Here is a 16938-nt window from a genome sequence, read left to right on the forward strand (position 1 = left end):
TCACGGGCCGTTCAATGGCCTGGCTGGTGTTTCATCTCTTCTCCCGGCAAAAGGGCGCCCTCCTCGACGGCCGCGGTCCTTTTAATCACAATATTGTATTTCTTTAGCTTGTTGTGCATGGTCTTGCGCGAAATATCGAGCGCGCGTGCGGTCGTGGAAATATTGTAATTGAAGTGACACAGCATCTTTTCCAGGTGCTCCCTCTCCATTTCGTCGATAGTCTTGACGCTTTCGGCGCACTGATTCGGCGCCGACGGCAGGACACTCCCCGACTCCTTCTTCTTCGCGTCCATGCCGATTTCCTCGAATTCAAGGACGCTTGTCACGTCATCCTGCGACACCATTTTCCGGGTTGAAAGCAATATAAGCCGCTTGATCACGTTTTCGAGCTGTCGTACGTTCCCGGGCCACGAGTAGTTGGTCAGATACAGTCTGGCCTTCAGGTCGATGTTGATCTCCCGCCCGAACTCGATATTATACTTATTAAGAAAGTGGTCGATGAAGAGCGGAATATCCTCCCGGCGCTCCCTGAGCGTAGGCAGATAGACCGGAAGCACGTTGAGCCGGTAATAGAGGTCCTCGCGGAACCTGTTTTCCCTGACCATCTCTCGAAGATCCCGGTTGCTCGCGGTGACGATACGCGTATTCACCTTGATGAGCTGGTTGCCGCCGATGCGCTCGAACTCCTTTTCCTGCAGCACCCTGAGGAGCTTCGACTGCATGTCGATCGAGAGATTGCTGATCTCATCGAGGAAGAGCGTTCCGCGGCTGGCTATCTCGAACTTTCCTATCTTGCGGGAAATGGCGCCCGTAAACGCCCCCTTCTCGTGTCCGAAGAGCTCGCTTCCGATGAGATCTTTAGGGATGGTGCTGCAGTCTATGGACCGGAAGGGATACTGCTTGCGGTTGCTGTTGTAGTGGACGGCCTTGGCGATGATTTCCTTTCCGGTACCGCTCTCCCCTGTTATCAGGACGGTGCTGTCGGTGTCTATGACCTTCTCGAGAGTGCTGAAAATCTTCTGCATGCCGGGCGATTTCCCGATGATGTTCTTGAATCGGAATCCCTCCCCCAACTGCTCCCGAAGGTGGCTCACTTCGTTTTCAAGCTCGAGCTTGTCGACGATGTTCTTCAGCACCACCATCAGCTTGTCGGCGTCGAAGGGCTTTACCAGGTAATCGTAGGCGCCGAGCTTCATCGAGGTGATGGCCGTCTCAATATCGTTGGACGCGGTAATGACCACCACTACGACTTTTATCTTGTCTTCATATATCCTTTTCAGTACGTCCAGCCCGCTCATGCCGGGAAGCCGCAAATCGAGAATGAGTATCTCATGACCGCCCTTTTTTAGGCGATCGAGGATGGTGTCCCCCCTCTCGACCGTATCGACCTCGAAAAAATCCTTTAATAGATCCGCGAGCAGGTCACGGATGCCCTGCTCGTCGTCTGCGACGAGTATCCTATAATTGTTTTCCATCATATCATGATCCTGAAGCCCGCCCCATGGCCGTCCCGTAACGGGAGCGGCAAGATGGTCCACCCGCAGGCATGCGCGATGAAATAGGCCTCGTAAAGCTCCGTCCCTTTCAGGTAATACTTTTTCAAGGAAAATGGCAAATAAAATATCGACTCTTCAACTTCCACCATTTCCACTCCCTCGAAGCGGATATCGATTTCACCGCCTCCGTCGCGTTCCCGCATCGTCAGCACGCAATGTGAACCGGAGAGCCCCTTCCAGTCATAGCCTTCCAGGATGAGTGTGATGATTTCGGCAAGCGCGTTCCGGTCGCCTTCCATGGGAAGTGCCGCGGGAGATGCGCCGGTGACCACCCTCGCCTCGGCCTGAAGGGAGGCGATCATTTCGCGTACAAGCGTGACCGCGTCGAAAGCGTACGCTTCGATTTTACGCGGCAGGAAAGCGGCGAAGAGATTCTGGAGCATCCGGTCAATACGGTCGGCCTGTTCCTTGATCATGCGGTACGATTTCTCGACCGAAAGGGGGTCATCAGCCTTTAGAGAGAGAAGCTGGGCGTATCCCTTTATGGTTGTAAGAGGATTTCTAAGCTCGTGGCTCAGATTTCGGATGAGGCTCTCGATGATTACTGCGGTATCGTCGATTTTCACGGCGCATCACCTGAAATCGATCGATGCGGCGTCGGCCCAGAGCCTTTCGAGCTGATAGTACTTCCTCATTTCGCGCGTGAATATATGGATCACAACCTCGTGATAGTCGAGCGCGATCCACGGCGAATCGAGGTCCGCCCGCGACCGCTCGGAAAAGCCCTCCCCCTTGAAATAACGTTGCGCCTCCCGCGCGAGCGCCCTGCCGTGAGTGTGCGAATTGGCCGTGGCGATGACGAAGTAATCGAGGTAGCTGTTGATTTTCGAAAGGTCGATCAGCAGCACGTCGTCGGCCTTTTTTTCATCAAGCAGGCGCGCAGCGCCCCTGGCGATTTCTATAACATCCTCTTCGGTGACTTTTTTTGGTGCCTTCACTTTATGTAATCCTTTCCGATGATTATAACCGCGCTGTTAAGCTGTGAACTGTCTATGATATGGTGCACCCGGTCAACACCCAGTATCTCGGCGACGCGCATGGCATTGCCCGTGTCACCCCCCTGGTTGATGATGATGGTATGGTCGAAGAAAGGATACGGTGATGTGCCGAACTCGACCACGGTAAGCCCCTCCTTCATGAGTATGTTCCTCATCTTTTTCGCGAGCCCCGGAACGCTGGTCCCGTTGAGTATCTTGACCTTTATTGACTGGTCGCTCCTCTCGTCCAGAACCATCGCTCCGAGGAATTCGCTCTCGTAAAGCTTGTAAGATATATCATCGATTACGTAATTGCCTTTTTCGTCAAGACCGCCGGGAACCAGCGTGCTTATCAGCCCCGCGTCTTCGAAGAAGTATTTAAGCAGCGACAGTATTTCCTGGTCGAGAAGATTGGTGCGTACGTTCTTGATCACCTCGGCCGCGAAATCCTTGTTATAAAAACGTTTGTATTTCTTTCTGTTCGAGTGGAGGGTTAGCAGGACGTCCTGTATACGGTCATATTTTCTAAATATGGAATTGCCATCCACCGAGTTGATGTAATCGATGATTTTCCCGCCATCTAAGTAATTGACTCCTATCCGCGCGTCACCCTGGTCCTTCCATTGATCGAGAATGAATAGGTCAATGCCCTCTATAAGATCGACTGTTCTTCGAACATCCTGGGCATAGAGCTCGACATAAAAGTGTAAATGCATCTTTAGATCACGCGCGAGCGACTGGCTTATCTTATTGAAACTGTCTATGTCGATGTCCTCGATTCGGGCCGACCGCTTCCTGCCCGAATCGAAAAAGATCTTGAGGTTGGGCGGAAGGAAGGTGATCCCGATCCTGGCGTTATTCGGGTTTATGCTGAGTATCGCGAAAAACCTGTGTTTGTTGTCCCGGTACGCATTACTTCCCGCGATAAGTACGTTAATCATCTTTTTATTCTGTGCGAGCGTCTCGACAGCGTTGCGCGTCGAAATGCGGTAAAAATAGACAATTCCCAGAAGCGCCAGCGCCGCCGCACCCGCCCATATCCCGTATTTAATGAACTGTTTATTCAATCCCTGTACAACCCCTTGTCTTTGATATATTCCCCGACCCCGTCATGGACCATGTAACGTATGGAACGTCCCGTCCTCACCCGCGCGCGTATCTCCGTCGAACTCAGATCGATCAGCGGGTTCCGTATCATGATATAGCGTGCCGCCACCGCGTCTATCGCGGGATTATCCGGAATGATCCCGGGCCGCATCATCACCGCAAATGTCGCGATTGCGACGATATCGCGATAGTCCCTCCATGTATGTATTTCGTTGAAGGAATCGGCGCCTACGACTAAATACAGGTCGCTTCCCGGAAACTCGTGCGCGAGGTCGCGCAAGGTGATAATGCTGTAAGACGGTTCCTCTCTGTCTATTTCCACGCGCGAAACGCTGAAGCGGTCGTTTCCTTCGGTGGCGAGCCGGAGCATCTCGTACCGGTCATCCGGCAAAACCGAGGCGTCGATTTCCTTGTGGACCGGCATACGGGACGGTATAAAAAGCATCCGGTCGAGCCCCAGGTCTTCCCGAACCACATCGGCGTTGATCAGGTGCCCGACATGCACGGGATTGAATGTTCCCCCGAGGACGCCGAGTTTCAAGACCGGACCTGTCCGTTTCCGTATACGACGTACTTCAGACAGGTCAGCCCGCCGATTCCCATCGTACCGCGCGCGTGGAGTTTTTGCGTCGAGATTCCCACCTCGGCGCCGAGGCCGAACTCGCCTCCGTCGTGGAACCGGGTCGAAGCGTTGACGAAAACCGCCGCCGAATCGACCTGTAAAAGGAATCTCTCAGCCGCGGCATAGTCGCTTGTCACGATCGCCTCTGAGTGTCCCGAGCCGTATCGTTCGATATGATTGATCGCCTCGTCCATTCCGCCGACTATCTTTACCGCGAGCACGAGCTCGAGATACTCCGCGTACCAGTCTTCTTCCGTAGCGGACTTCACCTTTCCAGGTAAAATGGCCGCGCTTTCATAACAGCCCCTCAGCTCCACACCCCGCTTTGCGAGCGCGTCGAGGAGACCTCCGGTATGCTGATAATCCCTGTGGACCAGGAGCGTTTCCATGGCGTTGCATACGCCAGGGCGCTGGACCTTGGCATTGACGCAGATATCTATCGCCATTTTCCCGTCGGCGCTTTTATCAACGTAGGTATGGCACACGCCCTTGTCGTGTTTTATGACCGGAATGGTCGAGTCCCTGACGACGCTTTGTATAAGCCCCTCGCCGCCGCGCGGTATGACGATATCGATATATTCGTTCATCTTCAATAAAACCGGAACCAGCTCGCGATCTGTTTTGTCGATGAGTGTAACGGCGGCGCGCGGCAGTCCGAGCTCATCGAGCGCTCCGGCGATTACGCGATGGAGGGCGATATTGGAGCGTATCGACTCTTTACCGCCCCTCAGCACGCACGCGTTGCCGGATTTTACGCACAGGGCCGCGATGTCGGTCGTAACGTTCGGACGCGATTCGAAGATGACGCACACCACGCCCAGCGGTACGCGCATCTGCCCCACCCGTATGCCGGACGGCATCGTGCGCATGCCCTCGATTTTTCCGATGGGATCCTCGAGCAGTGCAATTTCCTCTATAGACCGCGCCATGGCGTCGATCCGGTCATGATTTAGAATGAGACGATCGATGAATGCCCTGTTCTGCCCCGAACGCTCAGCTTCGGTTATGTCCCAGGCGTTTTCCGCAAGGATGAAATCCTTCTCGGCCCGAAGGCGGCGCGCTATGGAACGCAGGGCCTCGTTTCGCACGTTTGAAGAAAGCCGTGCGACTGAGCGCGATGCCTCTTTCGCGGCGACGCACAACCCCTCTATATAGTGCTTCTCGTCCATCGATGTAGTCACTCCGCCCGCATTGTCGCTTTTATCTGACTTTGCCCTTGCCCTAAAAGTCAAGTATATTTGGTCAGCCCGCGTTCATGGCCTCCGTGGCTGCCGGCCGCCTTTACTCAGACTCTCCACAAAATCGCGATAAATAACCTCATCGAGCCTCTTTATGCTTCTCAGTATCTCCTCCCTGACCTCGCGCGGCGCGCTTTCGTAGAGTCCGGCGCATGCATCGGCGGCCTCGCGCACGTCCCGGGAAAACCCCATCAGCCAGACGATCGTGCGCCTAATAACGATGGAGCGCTCCATCCCATAACGTTCCACGAGGAAATCGACATCGATAGCGTCCCCCTCCAGAAGCGCATAGTATCCGGCAAGCCGTCTCAGTTCGTCTTCACTGCCCAGCATGGCCGCGGTCGTGAAATGCTGAAATGAGGGCCGGTATAGCAACGGCACAAGCCGGCCCCCTCCTGTCAGATAATCTTTCATCAGCAACCGGCCGCCGGCTTGTCCCATGGCGAAACCCGTCACTCCGAGCGCAACAACACATACGAGCGAAATAACCGCTTCAGCACGTCGCGTCCGCGCCGTAGGGCGCCGAACAATGGAGTCGATGTCGACGATCTTTTTGAACATATTCCCGGCGCGGAAGGAATAATCCGCAATATTTGAGTGTCCGCCGCCTGCGGGACTTGGCAAGCATATTTTAGCGGTTTCCCGGAAAACTCAATTAAATTATAGAAATTAATTGCCAAAACAGTCAAGGCTAATAACAAAGCACTCGCGAGAGGAACGGATAACCTGTAATAGTTAAGACATTATCAGACATAACCGTGCATATTCACCCTCGTTTTACTCAATTCGTCTTATTGAAATATGTGAATTTTTTGACCTTGCCTGATAACAGGTACTCCTTCACCGATGTCACCTGGAGTTTGGCTGGATATGTATCAGCCGGGTTTTCACCCCGCAATTACGGTATTAAAAGAACTTGCAATTTCTGTCCACTCCGGATAGACATAAGCCAAAATCACAACCGGCGGAAAATCCATGAAAGCTAAAAAGAAAACCGAACCGCAACCTGAATCCTTTTTCTCGATCCGCAGGCTCAAAATCGCGGGCAGTATCATCGTCATCCTCGCCCTGTCTGTAACAATTCTATATTTCCTCGTCCGCAACAGGATCGTCATCCGTCCGCCCCTGCTCGTCCTCGAAAACCCGCGCATTACCTTCGTGCTCGGCGAGGTGCGCCATCGGCAGGATGTCGATTCGAGGTGGCGGGAAACCGCGGTCGGTACTACTCTCAAGGAAAAGTACGAGCTAAAGACCGGCCCCAAAGGCCTTGCCGACATCGTTTTCAACGGCGGCTCGGCCGTCAGGGTCGCATCGAATTCGATCTTTACTTTTGACAGGCTAACCATAAAAGAAATCGCCCTCAGGCTAAACAGCGGTTCGCTGTACGGGGCCTACCACCGCCTGTTCCAGGACCAGAATATCATCATCCACACGCCGACGGCCACCGCCTCGGTGCGCGGCACCGAACTCGGCTTCGAGATACGCGACGTCTATTCACGTCCCGCGCAGAAGACCTTTTTCGGATACAGGTATCTGCCGCCCGTTAAACAGAACCAGACAACCGTGTATGCCCTTTCGGGAATTACCGAGGTCAACAATCCCACACGCGGCGATGAAAAGCTCCTGCTCTCGTACCAGAATAAAACCGCGGTTAAACATGGCCAGGCGCCTGACAACCCTAAAAAGATGTCGCAGGCCGAGCTCAGTCTCTACCGGAAAATCATCAACTCCATCCATACTGAGGAGGTCCTTCTTATTTCCGATAAGATACTGTTTAATTTCGGAAGCGCCACCATTCTTCCAGAGTCATACAAAGAACTCGATTCAATTGCCGGCAAACTGATAAAGAAGGGCGTCCGGATCAGGATAGACGGGCACACCGACGATATCGGCACCGCCACCATCAACCAGAAGGTGTCGGTGTTCCGCGCGAAAGCGGTGCGGGAATACCTTATCGGCAAGGGCGTCAGCGAGAACAGGCTCTTTGTCGCGGGTTTCGGGTCGTCGAAGCCGATCGATGACAATACCAATGAGGCCGGCAGGGCGCGCAACCGGCGCGTGGAGTTTATCGTGGTGCAATAGGCATGTTCTGAAGTGGTTATCGTTGTTCTGTTCTTTAAATCGGCCGGGACCGCGACTATAATCTGAATTTCAGAACAAACCTTGTCCCTTTGTCGCGCTCCACTCTTATTGTGCCCTGCAACTGCCGAACCAGCGACGCAACAAGTCCCAGGCCGAAACCGGTTGATTGTTCGACGCTCACCGACTCGGGCATCCCGATACCATTGTCCTCAACGATGATGGTGACGGCCCCATCCTCCACCGAAGCCGAAACTCGCACCGTTCCCGCGCCGTTTTCTCCGAAAGCGTATTTCATGATATTGGTCAGAAGCTCATTCAGCAGTATTCCAAGCGGCATGAGCCTGTTCGCTCCGAGCGTGAAATCCTCTACGTTCGTCTCGACTGATACCGAAGGCGCATGCGGGAATATTTTAACGATCTCCCGCACCAGGAATGGCAGGTACTCGGCCATGGAGATGTTTTGATGATCTGTCGAGTGATAGAGTTTATCGTAGAGTACCATCATGCTCTGCACCCTGCTTTTGGCCTCATCGAGGGCCCCGGTGGCCGCTGAGTTTTCCATTGCCCTGGATTGCAGGCTCAGGAGGCTGATTATTGTTCCCATGTTGTTTTTAACGCGGTGGTGCACCTCCTGTAAGAGTAGTTCCTTTTCTTCGAGGTGATTTCTGATTGTATTTTCGGATAGTTTTAATTCGGACAGTTGGCGACGCGTTGTTTTTATGGCAAGCAAAAGACCCGCAAGACCGACAAGCCACGCCACGCCATAACCGGAAATAATGGCGCTCATTTGTGCATTGAGCGCCTGGCGGGTTGGACTCAATGGCAGGGAGATGCTGATCCCGCCCCGGACGTCACCTGTTTTGTAGCCCTGCCCCGCATGGCACCGCAGGCAGACTGCTTTGGTAATCAACGGGCGCATAAGGCGTAAATACTCCTCGCCACCGAAGAAGGTTGTCGTCGATACCTCTTTAACTCCCCGCTCAAAAGCCAGCAAAGCCGCCCTTTCCCATTCATCCGGAGCATTTTCAGGCCTTATTGGATTGAGACTGGTTATATGTCCCCGCTGGCCGTAACTGCGCTCTGCCAGTTCCTGCACCTGACGGGTCATGTACGCGGGGTTTACCAGGGTCAGCCTCTTGCCAGAGGGTGTGGTTATGTCCCTTTCCGGGATGTGTGCAAGATAAGGATTCGGGGGCGTCTCGGGGGACACCGGGACATACACGCCGCCGTGAACGGACGCCCAGTGCCGGAATACGATATACTTGCTGTGGCTTTCGCGCGCTCCGGACAGCGCCATTTCGAGCCGTGCGGAGGACGCCTGTCGGTAATTCCATACGGCCAGCGACGCGATCAGGGCCGTCCATAGTACGGCAATCAGGATGTTGATTTTTAACGGCCACCATCCGGCGTAAGTCATTTCTCCAACGCCTCCCGTATTTTCATGGCGAGGGTATCCATGGAGAAGGGTTTCTGTAGAAAAGGAATGTCTTCGGTCAGGATGCCCTGCCCGGCGATGGAGTTACAGGCGTAGCCTGATATAAAGAGGCACTTGAGCTCGGGACGCCGGATTTTAAGCGTGTGCCAGAGTTCAAGGCCGTTTAATTCAGGCAACAGCACGTCGGTCAGGAGCAGATGGATGGCCTTCGGGTGTTCATCCGCAATTTTAATGGCCTCAATCGGACCGCCGGCCGCAAGCACGGTATAATCGAGGTGTTTGGCCATGTGTTTGATGAGATTGAGAACCGATTCTTCATCGTCGACAAGCAGTATGGTTTCGGTCACCTTCGACGGCTCGGTGTAACCACCCTCCCCCTCTCCAACCGGTTCCGGCGCCTTGCACGCGGGAAGGTAAAGAGTAAATGTCGCGCCGTGGTCCGGCTCGCTGCGGACGTCGATAAAGCCGTTGTTCTGCCGGACGATCCCAAACACGGTTGCAAGGCCGAGTCCGGCGCCTTCGCCCACCCGCTTGGTGCTGAAGAACGGCTCGAAAACCTGTGCCTGCGTTTCCTTATCCATGCCGCAGCCGTCGTCGCTGACGGCGAGCATTATATACAGACCCGGTACGCACCCATCGCGCGTCGCGCAATCGGTTTCGTCCAGCTCCGCCACGCCTGTTTCGATGATGACTTTCCCTCCGCCCGAGATCGCGTCGCGGGCGTTTACCACCAGGTTGGTGATAATCTGGTCTACCTGAGACGGGTCCATCTTCACCGGCGGTAAATCGACGCCGGGCTTCCAAATCAGTTCAATTTCGCGGCCTGCCAGTCCGCCAAGCATTTTCTGCATGCTCCCGATGGTTTCGTTCAGGTTCAGCACCGCCGGCGTGATGGTCTGCCGGCGTGCGAAGGCGAGGAGTTGCCTTATCAGACCGCCCGAGCGTTCCCCGGCCCGCAGTATTTCATGAAGGCATTCCGCCGGCAGGCCGCTCGGCTCAACATCTTTCAAGGCAAGTTGCGCATTCCCTGTGATGACATGCAAAATGTTGTTGAAATCGTGAGCCAGACCCCCCGCCAGACGGCCCACCGCCTCAATTTTTTGAGCCTGACGCAGTTGTTTCTCCATTTCCGAGTGTTCTTTTTCCGCGCGATCGCGATCGGCGATCAACATGCAGATCGCCAGCTGGTCGGCAAGCTGACAGGAAAAAGATATCTCATCCGGCTCCCAGTGATGCGACACATCGACGTGCTCCAGGCACAGAACACCCAATATACGGCCGCTTATACGGATAACCGAATCCAGAAGCGAGGTAATTCGTAACGGCTTAAAATATGTTTCCACATAACCGGCCGTTCTCGGATCGGTCAATGCTTCATGAGCGTCCACGTATCGTGCGGACCGGAGGGCTTCAAACTCGTTCTGATATTCCTCCCTGTGCAAGACCGCGCCCGACGAGTGTCGATCAGCGGACAGCTCGTATAAATCCAGGCAGTGCAGCTCCTCAGCTTCCTGCCTGAACCGCCACACGCTTGCCCTTTCGACGCCGGCGATATGGGCCGCAACCTCGGTGAGGTGGCCGGCGAACAGGGAAATATTCCCCGAGACAAGCGCCGGCGAAACGGACAACTCGGCCAGCGCGTCAAGCTGGCGCCGGCTTCGTTTCAGCGCGACCTGCAATGCCAGTTCGTCCCGTTTGCGCCCGGTGATGTCTTTTATAAACCCCAATAAATGGGAATTGGAGAGTTTTGCCGCGCTGAAAAACAACCATCGAAGTGTGCCGTTTTTATGGGCGAACATGAACTCGCCCCTGGCCGTGCCGGATTTAACCGCGGCATGCAGCAGATCCATAACCGGCGTTTTGAATTCCCGGGTGACCAAATCGGGTATTGACAGGCGCAACAGCTCATTTTCCTCATAACCGGTTATGGCGCAGGCGGCCGTGTTCACTTCGACAAATGATCCCTCCCTGTCCGCAAGGATCACCCCGTCCGGAGCGTTATCGATATAGCCGCGGTATTTTGATTCACTCAGTTCAAGTTCGTGCTGGGAAATCATCAAATCTTCGTTTGCCGATTCGAATTCTTCGATCATCCCCGACAGCTCTTCGTTTGCCGCTTTAAGCATATCCTCATTCCGTTGGCGGTCGGTAATATCGCGAACGATGGCAAGGGCCGTCTCATTGCCGCACGGCACCAGCCGGCTTTCATAAAAGCGGGGCTCTCCATGTACCGGCGCCTCGTACTCAAATATCTGCGGCATACCCGTATCAAAAACGTCCTTTAGTTTCGACTTCGTCAATTCCGCGAGGTAAGCGGGCAGGACATCACCGACGTTGCGGCCAATAAAGCGTTCCGGTTCGACAATGAGGTCCCTGGCGTCAGGTGCGTTATAATCCACCAACAGTCCATCTCGATTAAACAAAAACATCGGGTCGGGAATGGCGTCAAGAAGCGCCCTGTTTCTGTTCGCGATCTTCAAGATATTCTCGTTCGCCCCGAACAGCTCCAATGCCATCTCGATCGAGGACCGCAGTACAAAATCACCGGAGTTTTTGATTATGTAGCCGTAACGTGTTATTCCGCGCACCTTCTCCACCATATCCCGCTCTGCGTGCGAAGAGATGAACACGATGGGAAGTCCCCTCGTTTTGAGGATCCGTACCGCCGCCTCGGGGCCGTCGATTTCCCCGCCAAGGTCTATATCCATGAGAACAAGATCGATAGAGGCATCGCCGTTCGCCGCCAAGACAGCCTCTTTTCCGCTGAACGAAACCATTACGTCATAGCCGAATTGTCTGATGGTCTCCGCCTGGGCCAGCGCAATAATGGGTTCATCTTCGACGAGGAGGATTGTTTTTTTTACATCGTTGGACTTCGTACTCATACCATCTGCCCCTGTCCCCTCAGGTTTTATGTGCACCAATCGACGTATAGTATGAATGAACTGTCCAGGGTTTTTCACCGGCCATTACCGGAATATAATCCAGGCCGGCAAATCGCCCAATCATTCCAAATATGAGTTAACACATTACCGGAGAATAAAGCCGGTTTACCCCTCCAGGGACGGAGAAAGACCCTATATCCATGCGGTCCGCGATAAGTATATTTACGATTCTCGACAGGTGTCAAATAATTATTTTTGCATCGTATACTGCTTGACACCCTCTTCTTTCTCTGCTGCTTTCTCCGGGTGTCAAAGGTTGGCGCGCATCTACGGAACAATATCATGCAAATTAAATCAAAGCTCCCCGCGGTGGGCGTCACCATCTTTACGCAGATGACGCGCCTGGCGAACGAGCGCGGCGCCATAAACCTCTCGCAGGGCTTTCCCGATTTCGACGTGGATCCGGCGCTCATCGCGCTCGTCGAGAAGCACATGCGCCGGGGCGCTAACCAGTACGCCCCCATGCAGGGCGTTCCCCTCCTCCGTGAGCGGATATCCGATAAGACCTTCGACCTGTACGGCCGCCGCTACGACCCCGCGACCGAGATAACGGTGACATCCGGCGCGACTGAAGCGCTCTTCGCCGCCATCACGGCCATGGTGGGCCCCGGCGACGAGGCGATCGTGCTCGAGCCCGCGTACGACTCGTACGTGCCGGCCATTGCGCTCTGCGGCGGCGTGAGCGTGTTCTGCCGCATGCGCCATCCCGACTATTCGATCGACTGGGACATGGTGAAGGACTCCATCACGCCAAAAACGCGCTGTATCATTCTCAACTCGCCGCACAATCCGACGGGGGCGGTGCTTTCGGGGGATGATCTGCTCTCCCTCGCCGAAATCGTCCGCGATACCGACATCGTCATAGTGAGCGACGAGGTTTACGAGCACATCGTCTTCGACGGCCTCGCGCACCAGAGCATGGCCCGTATCGAGGAGCTTGCGCGGCGAAGCTTCGTCATCAGCTCGTTCGGCAAGACCTGGCATACCACGGGCTGGAAGATCGGCTACTGCGTGGCGCCCGCGCCGCTCTCGGAGGAGTTCCGGAAGATCCACCAGTATCTCACCTTCGCCTCGATGACACCCGTGCAGCACGCCTACGCCGAGTTTCTTGACAACAAAGAATCGTATCTCACGCTTCCCGAATTTTACCGGCAGAAGCGCGACCGCTTTCTTTCGCTCGTGGCCCCCTCGCGCTTCGCGGCGATCCCCAGCCGCGGCACCTATTTCCAGATGCTCGACTACTCGGCGATCACCGGCGAACGCGACGTCGATTTCGCGCGGCGCATGACGATCGAGCACGGCGTGGCGGCCATACCGCCGTCGGTATTTCACCACGACTCGGCCGATCACCGCGTTCTTCGTTTCTGTTTCGCCAAAAAGGATGAGACGCTCGAACGGGCGGCGGAGCTTTTATGCAGAATCTGAAAGTTGCCCTTGTCCAGACCGACCTCGCCTGGCACGACATCGAGGCGAACATAGCGCGCTTCGAAACGCTGCTGGCGCCCCTTGCCGGAAACGCCGATCTCGTCGCGCTTCCGGAGATGTTCTCGACCGGTTTTACGATGACGCCCTGGGAGGTTTCGGAGGGGATGGATGGGCGGGCCGCCGCGGGCCTTCGCCGCTGGGCCCGGTCCCTCGGCGCCCACGTGGCCGGGAGCGCAGTGATCGCGGAAGCGGGCCGCTATTTCAACCGCCTGCTGTGGGCGCGCCCGGACGGGACGATCTCGCACTACGACAAGCGGCATCTCTTCCGCATGGCCGGAGAGGACGCCGTCTACGCGCCGGGAACGCGCGCCCCGGTGATGGAAACCGCAGGCTGGAGGATACACCCCTTCATCTGCTACGACCTGCGCTTTCCCGTATGGTCGCGCAATGTCGCCAACGCCTACGACGTCGCGCTCTACGTCGCCAACTGGCCGGCGAAACGCGCGCACCACTGGAGGGCGCTGCTCGCGGCGCGTGCCATCGAGAACCAGTGCTATGTTGTGGGCGTCAACCGCGTCGGCACGGACGGCAACGGCGTCGCCTACTGCGGGGACTCCATGGTGATCGATTTTTCGGGGGAGATACCGCTGGACGCCGGCGATGCCGAGGGCGTGCACGTGCTTGAGCTTTCGTACGAACGGCTTTCCGAGTACCGGCGCTCGTTCCCGGCATGGAAAGACGCCGATCCGTTTACGCTCGGCTGACGCGCGGCGCCCTCAGCCTTCCCAGTCCCAGAAGAAGTCCTTATTGGTGAGCTCTTTATCACCCTCTCCGGCCTCTTCCGTCTTCCGTATGCCCTCCGGAAGATTGCGGGTGTTCTCGTAAAAGAACTTAACCTGCTCCTCGAGGTCGCTCGTCTCGTTTTCCCAGTACTGGACGGTGCCGAAGTGCGGAAAGGCCGACGGAAAGGCCGGATCGTCCCAGCGCATAGCGATCCAGGCCGCGTAACGGATGAAGCGCAGTGCCCGGAGCGGCTCGACCAGGCGCAGCCACGCGTCGTCGAAGTCCCTGAAGAGTCTATAGGCATCCAGGAACACCTGTCGCTGGCGGAGTCCCTCCGTATCGCGCGCGGGGACCAGCATCCACACGTCCTGCACGGCCGGTCCGATCAGAAAATCGTCGAAATCGAGAAAGAACCAGCCCTCGCTTCCGTGTAAGAGATTCCCCAGGTGGCAGTCGCCGTGTATGCGGTGAAACGGCACGTCTTTTCGCAGCGTATCGTAGATATCCACGATCTCGCCTACGGCCTTCGCGTACCGATCGCGGCAGTGTTCGGGCAGAAATCCCCTGTCCAGAAGAAAGCCCAGCGGCCGGAGGCCGTACGAGGCCCCGGTAAGCTCGATCCGGTGCGGCGCCGCGCGGGATGCGCCGTTGTTGTGGATGCGCGCGCACAGCCGCCCCAGCATGGCGATCTCCCCGTCGGAGAGCTCGTCGGGCACGCGGCCGCCGGTGCGGGGCCATATGGCGTATAAAATGCCTTCGGTCTCGCGGAGGGTGCCTCCGCCGGAGAGCTCGAGCGGCGCGCACACCGGGATCTCGTCGGCGCGCAGTTCCGCGAGGAAGCTGTGCTCCTCGAGTATCTGCTCGCGAGTCCAGCGCCCCGGGCGGTAGAACTTTGCGACGACGTGCGAACCGTTCTCAAGCCTGAGGTCGTACACCCGGTTCTCGTAGCTGTTGAGCGCCATGCAATGCCCGGACGGCTCGAAGCCGGCCTCCTCGAGCGCGCCGAGGATAATGTCCGGTGTGAGGTTGAAGAAGAACCTGTTTTCCGGAAGCCCCGCGTGTTCGTGTGCCATATATCTCCATAGGTGCGGTGCGCCTCGAGCGTCACCGGCGGTGTGATATTTCGATGAATCGTGCGTGCGCGAATTCCGGAACGTCCATCCCGCCCGTTCCGCCGCCATATGAACCGGATTTGCGTTTCCGGTTACGCGACCAGTTTAAAGAGTATCACCCAACCGCAATGGCAAGGACTTTTTACCCCTTGAATTCGTCGGTTTTTCCCATGTGATTTAGTATCTCCCCCGCCGAAGGCGGGAGTGATACCATCTTCGCCGTGGAACGGCACTTTATTACACACAACTGTTGACAAAACGCGGTTCACTATACTAGAGTTGTTGCTTTATGAAGTGTCATTGCGAGCCCCGGACTTATCGGGGCGTGGCAATCTCATAAAGCATTTGGTTTTCCATGAAAACGTGTTGCCTTTTGAGATCGCCATGTCGGCCTGCGGCCTCCTCGCGATGACATTTTTGTCGGTTACGCAACAATTCGGAAGATATGATTCATATTTTCGCCGCACACAACAACGAGAAAAGGAGCCATTATGAGCACGCTCAGCGCGACCATAAAGACGAACAAGGGTGACATCAGGCTTTCCCTCTTTGAGGACTCCGCGCCGGTAACCGTCGCGAGCTTCGCCAACCTGGCGCAGAAGGGTTATTATAACGGGCTCAAGTTCCACCGCGTCATCGCGAACTTCATGATCCAGGGCGGCTGTCCGCTCGGCACGGGGACCGGAGGCCCCGGCTATACCTTCGAGGATGAATGCTCGCCGTCGCTCAAGCACGACAGGCCGGGTATACTCAGCATGGCCAACGCCGGCCCCCGCACCAATGGCAGCCAGTTTTTCATCACGCACGTCCCCACTCCGTGGCTAAACGGCAAGCACACGGTCTTCGGCGCGATCGTGGACGATACCGACCAGAAAACCGTCAACGCCATAGCCCAGGGAGATACAATCGAATCCATTACCATTGAGGGCGACACAAAGGAACTTTTTGCAAAACTCACCGATCGAATTGAGGAATGGAACGCACGAGTCAAAAAGTAACTCACGTGCGGCCCATTAAAGGCCGGATTGAAACGACCGGCAGAGCGTGATAATGCCATGAAGGATAAAACCGTATACTCGACCGAACGGGGCGATCTTCGGCAGGGCGGCCCCCGCAAAGAGTCCAAACAGATGCCCTCGGGCATTAAAAAGGACGGAATGGTGCGCGTGCGGCGCGAAACGAAGGGAAGAAGCGGGAAGCCCGTAACGGTGATCTTCGGGCTTCCTCTTTCGGAACAAGCGCTGTCATCCCTCGCCTCCACACTCAAGCGGGGCCTCGGCGCCGGCGGAACGGCGAAGGATGGAACGATCGTCATCCAGTGCGACGACACCGAACGCGTCATCGCCGCGCTCGCGCGCGAGGGATTCGAGGCCAGGCGCGCGGGCGGTTGACAGGACGCCGTGCATTTTTACCTGCAAGGATTGTAGCGCTCTTTAATCTTCGGAAACAGCCTGTCACCGTATTGTTTTCATTCAATTTCATACCCTTAAAATAAATCCGTGATTTTTTACATATATTCGTTGACAAACCGGATGTTGAATATAAGGTGACTGTAACGGATAAAGCACCCTAAACTCCTCGCGTATCTCTCCCTCGTTAATTCCAGGCGGATTTCAAAGGGCGGTTTTAAGGGCTGATCTGAACGGGTTTTCCCGT

Annotated in this window: 15 protein-coding genes; 5 read left to right on the forward strand and 10 right to left on the reverse strand. The window is 55.8% G+C overall.

From position 1 onward, the window contains the following. Positions 1 to 11: 11 nt before the first annotated feature. The 7 genes from VLM75_15790 to VLM75_15820 all read right to left on the reverse strand — a co-directional run bounded on the left by VLM75_15790 (position 12) and on the right by VLM75_15820 (position 6061). Positions 12 to 1475, reverse strand: a complete 1464-nt coding sequence (locus tag VLM75_15790; GenBank protein HSV98381.1) for a sigma-54 dependent transcriptional regulator — start codon at positions 1473 to 1475, stop codon at positions 12 to 14. Beyond that, positions 1475 to 2122 (reverse strand): histidine kinase dimerization/phospho-acceptor domain-containing protein, encoded by a 648-nt coding sequence (locus VLM75_15795; GenBank protein ID HSV98382.1) that lies wholly within the window; start codon positions 2120 to 2122, stop codon positions 1475 to 1477. The genes VLM75_15790 and VLM75_15795 overlap by 1 nt, the downstream gene beginning before the upstream one ends. Positions 2123 to 2128: 6 nt before the next feature. Next, positions 2129 to 2494 carry a ribosome silencing factor gene (gene rsfS / locus VLM75_15800; protein ID HSV98383.1) on the reverse strand — a complete coding sequence of 122 codons (366 nt, stop codon included), beginning with the start codon at positions 2492 to 2494 and terminating at the stop codon, positions 2129 to 2131. Next, a complete protein-coding gene (locus VLM75_15805; GenBank protein HSV98384.1) occupies positions 2491 to 3600 on the reverse strand; it encodes a LytR C-terminal domain-containing protein in 1110 nt (369 codons plus the stop codon). The genes rsfS and VLM75_15805 overlap by 4 nt, the downstream gene beginning before the upstream one ends. Further along, positions 3597 to 4181 (reverse strand): nicotinate-nucleotide adenylyltransferase, encoded by a 585-nt coding sequence (gene nadD, locus VLM75_15810; protein HSV98385.1) that lies wholly within the window; start codon positions 4179 to 4181, stop codon positions 3597 to 3599. Before nadD ends, VLM75_15805 begins: the two co-directional genes overlap by 4 nt. After that, entirely contained in the window at positions 4178 to 5431 is a 1254-nt protein-coding gene (locus VLM75_15815; protein HSV98386.1) for a glutamate-5-semialdehyde dehydrogenase, read from the reverse strand. Before VLM75_15815 ends, nadD begins: the two co-directional genes overlap by 4 nt. Positions 5432 to 5515: 84 nt before the next feature. Then, positions 5516 to 6061, reverse strand: a complete 546-nt coding sequence (locus tag VLM75_15820; GenBank protein HSV98387.1) for a hypothetical protein — start codon at positions 6059 to 6061, stop codon at positions 5516 to 5518. A gap of 414 nt (positions 6062 to 6475) precedes the next feature. Between VLM75_15820 and VLM75_15825 the strand changes: the two genes are divergently transcribed. After that, positions 6476 to 7582 carry an OmpA family protein gene (locus VLM75_15825; GenBank protein HSV98388.1) on the forward strand — a complete coding sequence of 369 codons (1107 nt, stop codon included), beginning with the start codon at positions 6476 to 6478 and terminating at the stop codon, positions 7580 to 7582. 55 nt (positions 7583 to 7637) lie between these two features. Here VLM75_15825 and VLM75_15830 read toward each other — a convergent pair whose 3' ends face one another. Together VLM75_15830 and VLM75_15835 are read right to left on the reverse strand one after the other, a co-directional pair. Then, positions 7638 to 8999: a histidine kinase dimerization/phosphoacceptor domain -containing protein gene (locus tag VLM75_15830; GenBank protein HSV98389.1), complete on the reverse strand. Its 1362-nt coding sequence runs from the start codon at positions 8997 to 8999 to the stop codon at positions 7638 to 7640. Beyond that, complete coding sequence (locus VLM75_15835) at positions 8996 to 11902, reverse strand: response regulator (protein ID HSV98390.1); 2907 nt, start codon at positions 11900 to 11902, stop codon at positions 8996 to 8998. The genes VLM75_15830 and VLM75_15835 overlap by 4 nt, the downstream gene beginning before the upstream one ends. Before the next feature lie 342 nt (positions 11903 to 12244). On the opposite strand from VLM75_15835, the gene VLM75_15840 reads away from it, so the two are divergent. Then, complete coding sequence (locus VLM75_15840) at positions 12245 to 13387, forward strand: methionine aminotransferase (GenBank protein HSV98391.1); 1143 nt, start codon at positions 12245 to 12247, stop codon at positions 13385 to 13387. Continuing rightward, entirely contained in the window at positions 13375 to 14151 is a 777-nt protein-coding gene (locus VLM75_15845) for an amidohydrolase (GenBank protein HSV98392.1), read from the forward strand. The genes VLM75_15840 and VLM75_15845 overlap by 13 nt, the downstream gene beginning before the upstream one ends. A gap of 12 nt (positions 14152 to 14163) precedes the next feature. On the opposite strand, the gene VLM75_15850 is transcribed toward VLM75_15845, so the two are convergent. Beyond that, positions 14164 to 15243, reverse strand: a complete 1080-nt coding sequence (locus VLM75_15850) for a serine/threonine protein kinase (protein ID HSV98393.1) — start codon at positions 15241 to 15243, stop codon at positions 14164 to 14166. Positions 15244 to 15773: 530 nt separating this feature from the next. On the opposite strand from VLM75_15850, the gene VLM75_15855 reads away from it, so the two are divergent. Both VLM75_15855 and VLM75_15860 read left to right on the forward strand, forming a co-directional pair. Continuing rightward, positions 15774 to 16280 (forward strand): peptidylprolyl isomerase, encoded by a 507-nt coding sequence (locus VLM75_15855; GenBank protein ID HSV98394.1) that lies wholly within the window; start codon positions 15774 to 15776, stop codon positions 16278 to 16280. A 57-nt stretch (positions 16281 to 16337) separates the two neighbouring features. Further along, entirely contained in the window at positions 16338 to 16673 is a 336-nt protein-coding gene (locus VLM75_15860) for a hypothetical protein (protein ID HSV98395.1), read from the forward strand. Positions 16674 to 16938 lie beyond the last annotated feature (265 nt).

This window comes from Spirochaetota bacterium (genome assembly GCA_035477215.1).
Taxonomy (GTDB): Bacteria; Spirochaetota; UBA4802; order UBA4802; family UBA5368; genus MVZN01.

Bases quoted from the DNA above. Each gene is read 5' to 3' on its own strand.
- VLM75_15815 (HSV98386.1), bottom strand. From the start codon at position 5,431: ATGGACGAGAAGCACTATATAGAGGGGTTGTGCGTCGCCGCGAAAGAG.
- VLM75_15850 (HSV98393.1), bottom strand. From the start codon at position 15,243: ATGGCACACGAACACGCGGGGCTTCCGGAAAACAGGTTCTTCTTCAAC.
- VLM75_15790 (HSV98381.1), bottom strand. From the start codon at position 1,475: ATGGAAAACAATTATAGGATACTCGTCGCAGACGACGAGCAGGGCATC.
- VLM75_15835 (HSV98390.1), bottom strand. From the start codon at position 11,902: ATGAGTACGAAGTCCAACGATGTAAAAAAAACAATCCTCCTCGTCGAA.
- VLM75_15860 (HSV98395.1), top strand. From the start codon at position 16,338: ATGAAGGATAAAACCGTATACTCGACCGAACGGGGCGATCTTCGGCAG.
- VLM75_15855 (HSV98394.1), top strand. From the start codon at position 15,774: ATGAGCACGCTCAGCGCGACCATAAAGACGAACAAGGGTGACATCAGG.
- VLM75_15820 (HSV98387.1), bottom strand. From the start codon at position 6,061: ATGTTCAAAAAGATCGTCGACATCGACTCCATTGTTCGGCGCCCTACG.
- VLM75_15840 (HSV98391.1), top strand. From the start codon at position 12,245: ATGCAAATTAAATCAAAGCTCCCCGCGGTGGGCGTCACCATCTTTACG.
- VLM75_15830 (HSV98389.1), bottom strand. From the start codon at position 8,999: ATGACTTACGCCGGATGGTGGCCGTTAAAAATCAACATCCTGATTGCC.
- VLM75_15845 (HSV98392.1), top strand. From the start codon at position 13,375: ATGCAGAATCTGAAAGTTGCCCTTGTCCAGACCGACCTCGCCTGGCAC.
- VLM75_15825 (HSV98388.1), top strand. From the start codon at position 6,476: ATGAAAGCTAAAAAGAAAACCGAACCGCAACCTGAATCCTTTTTCTCG.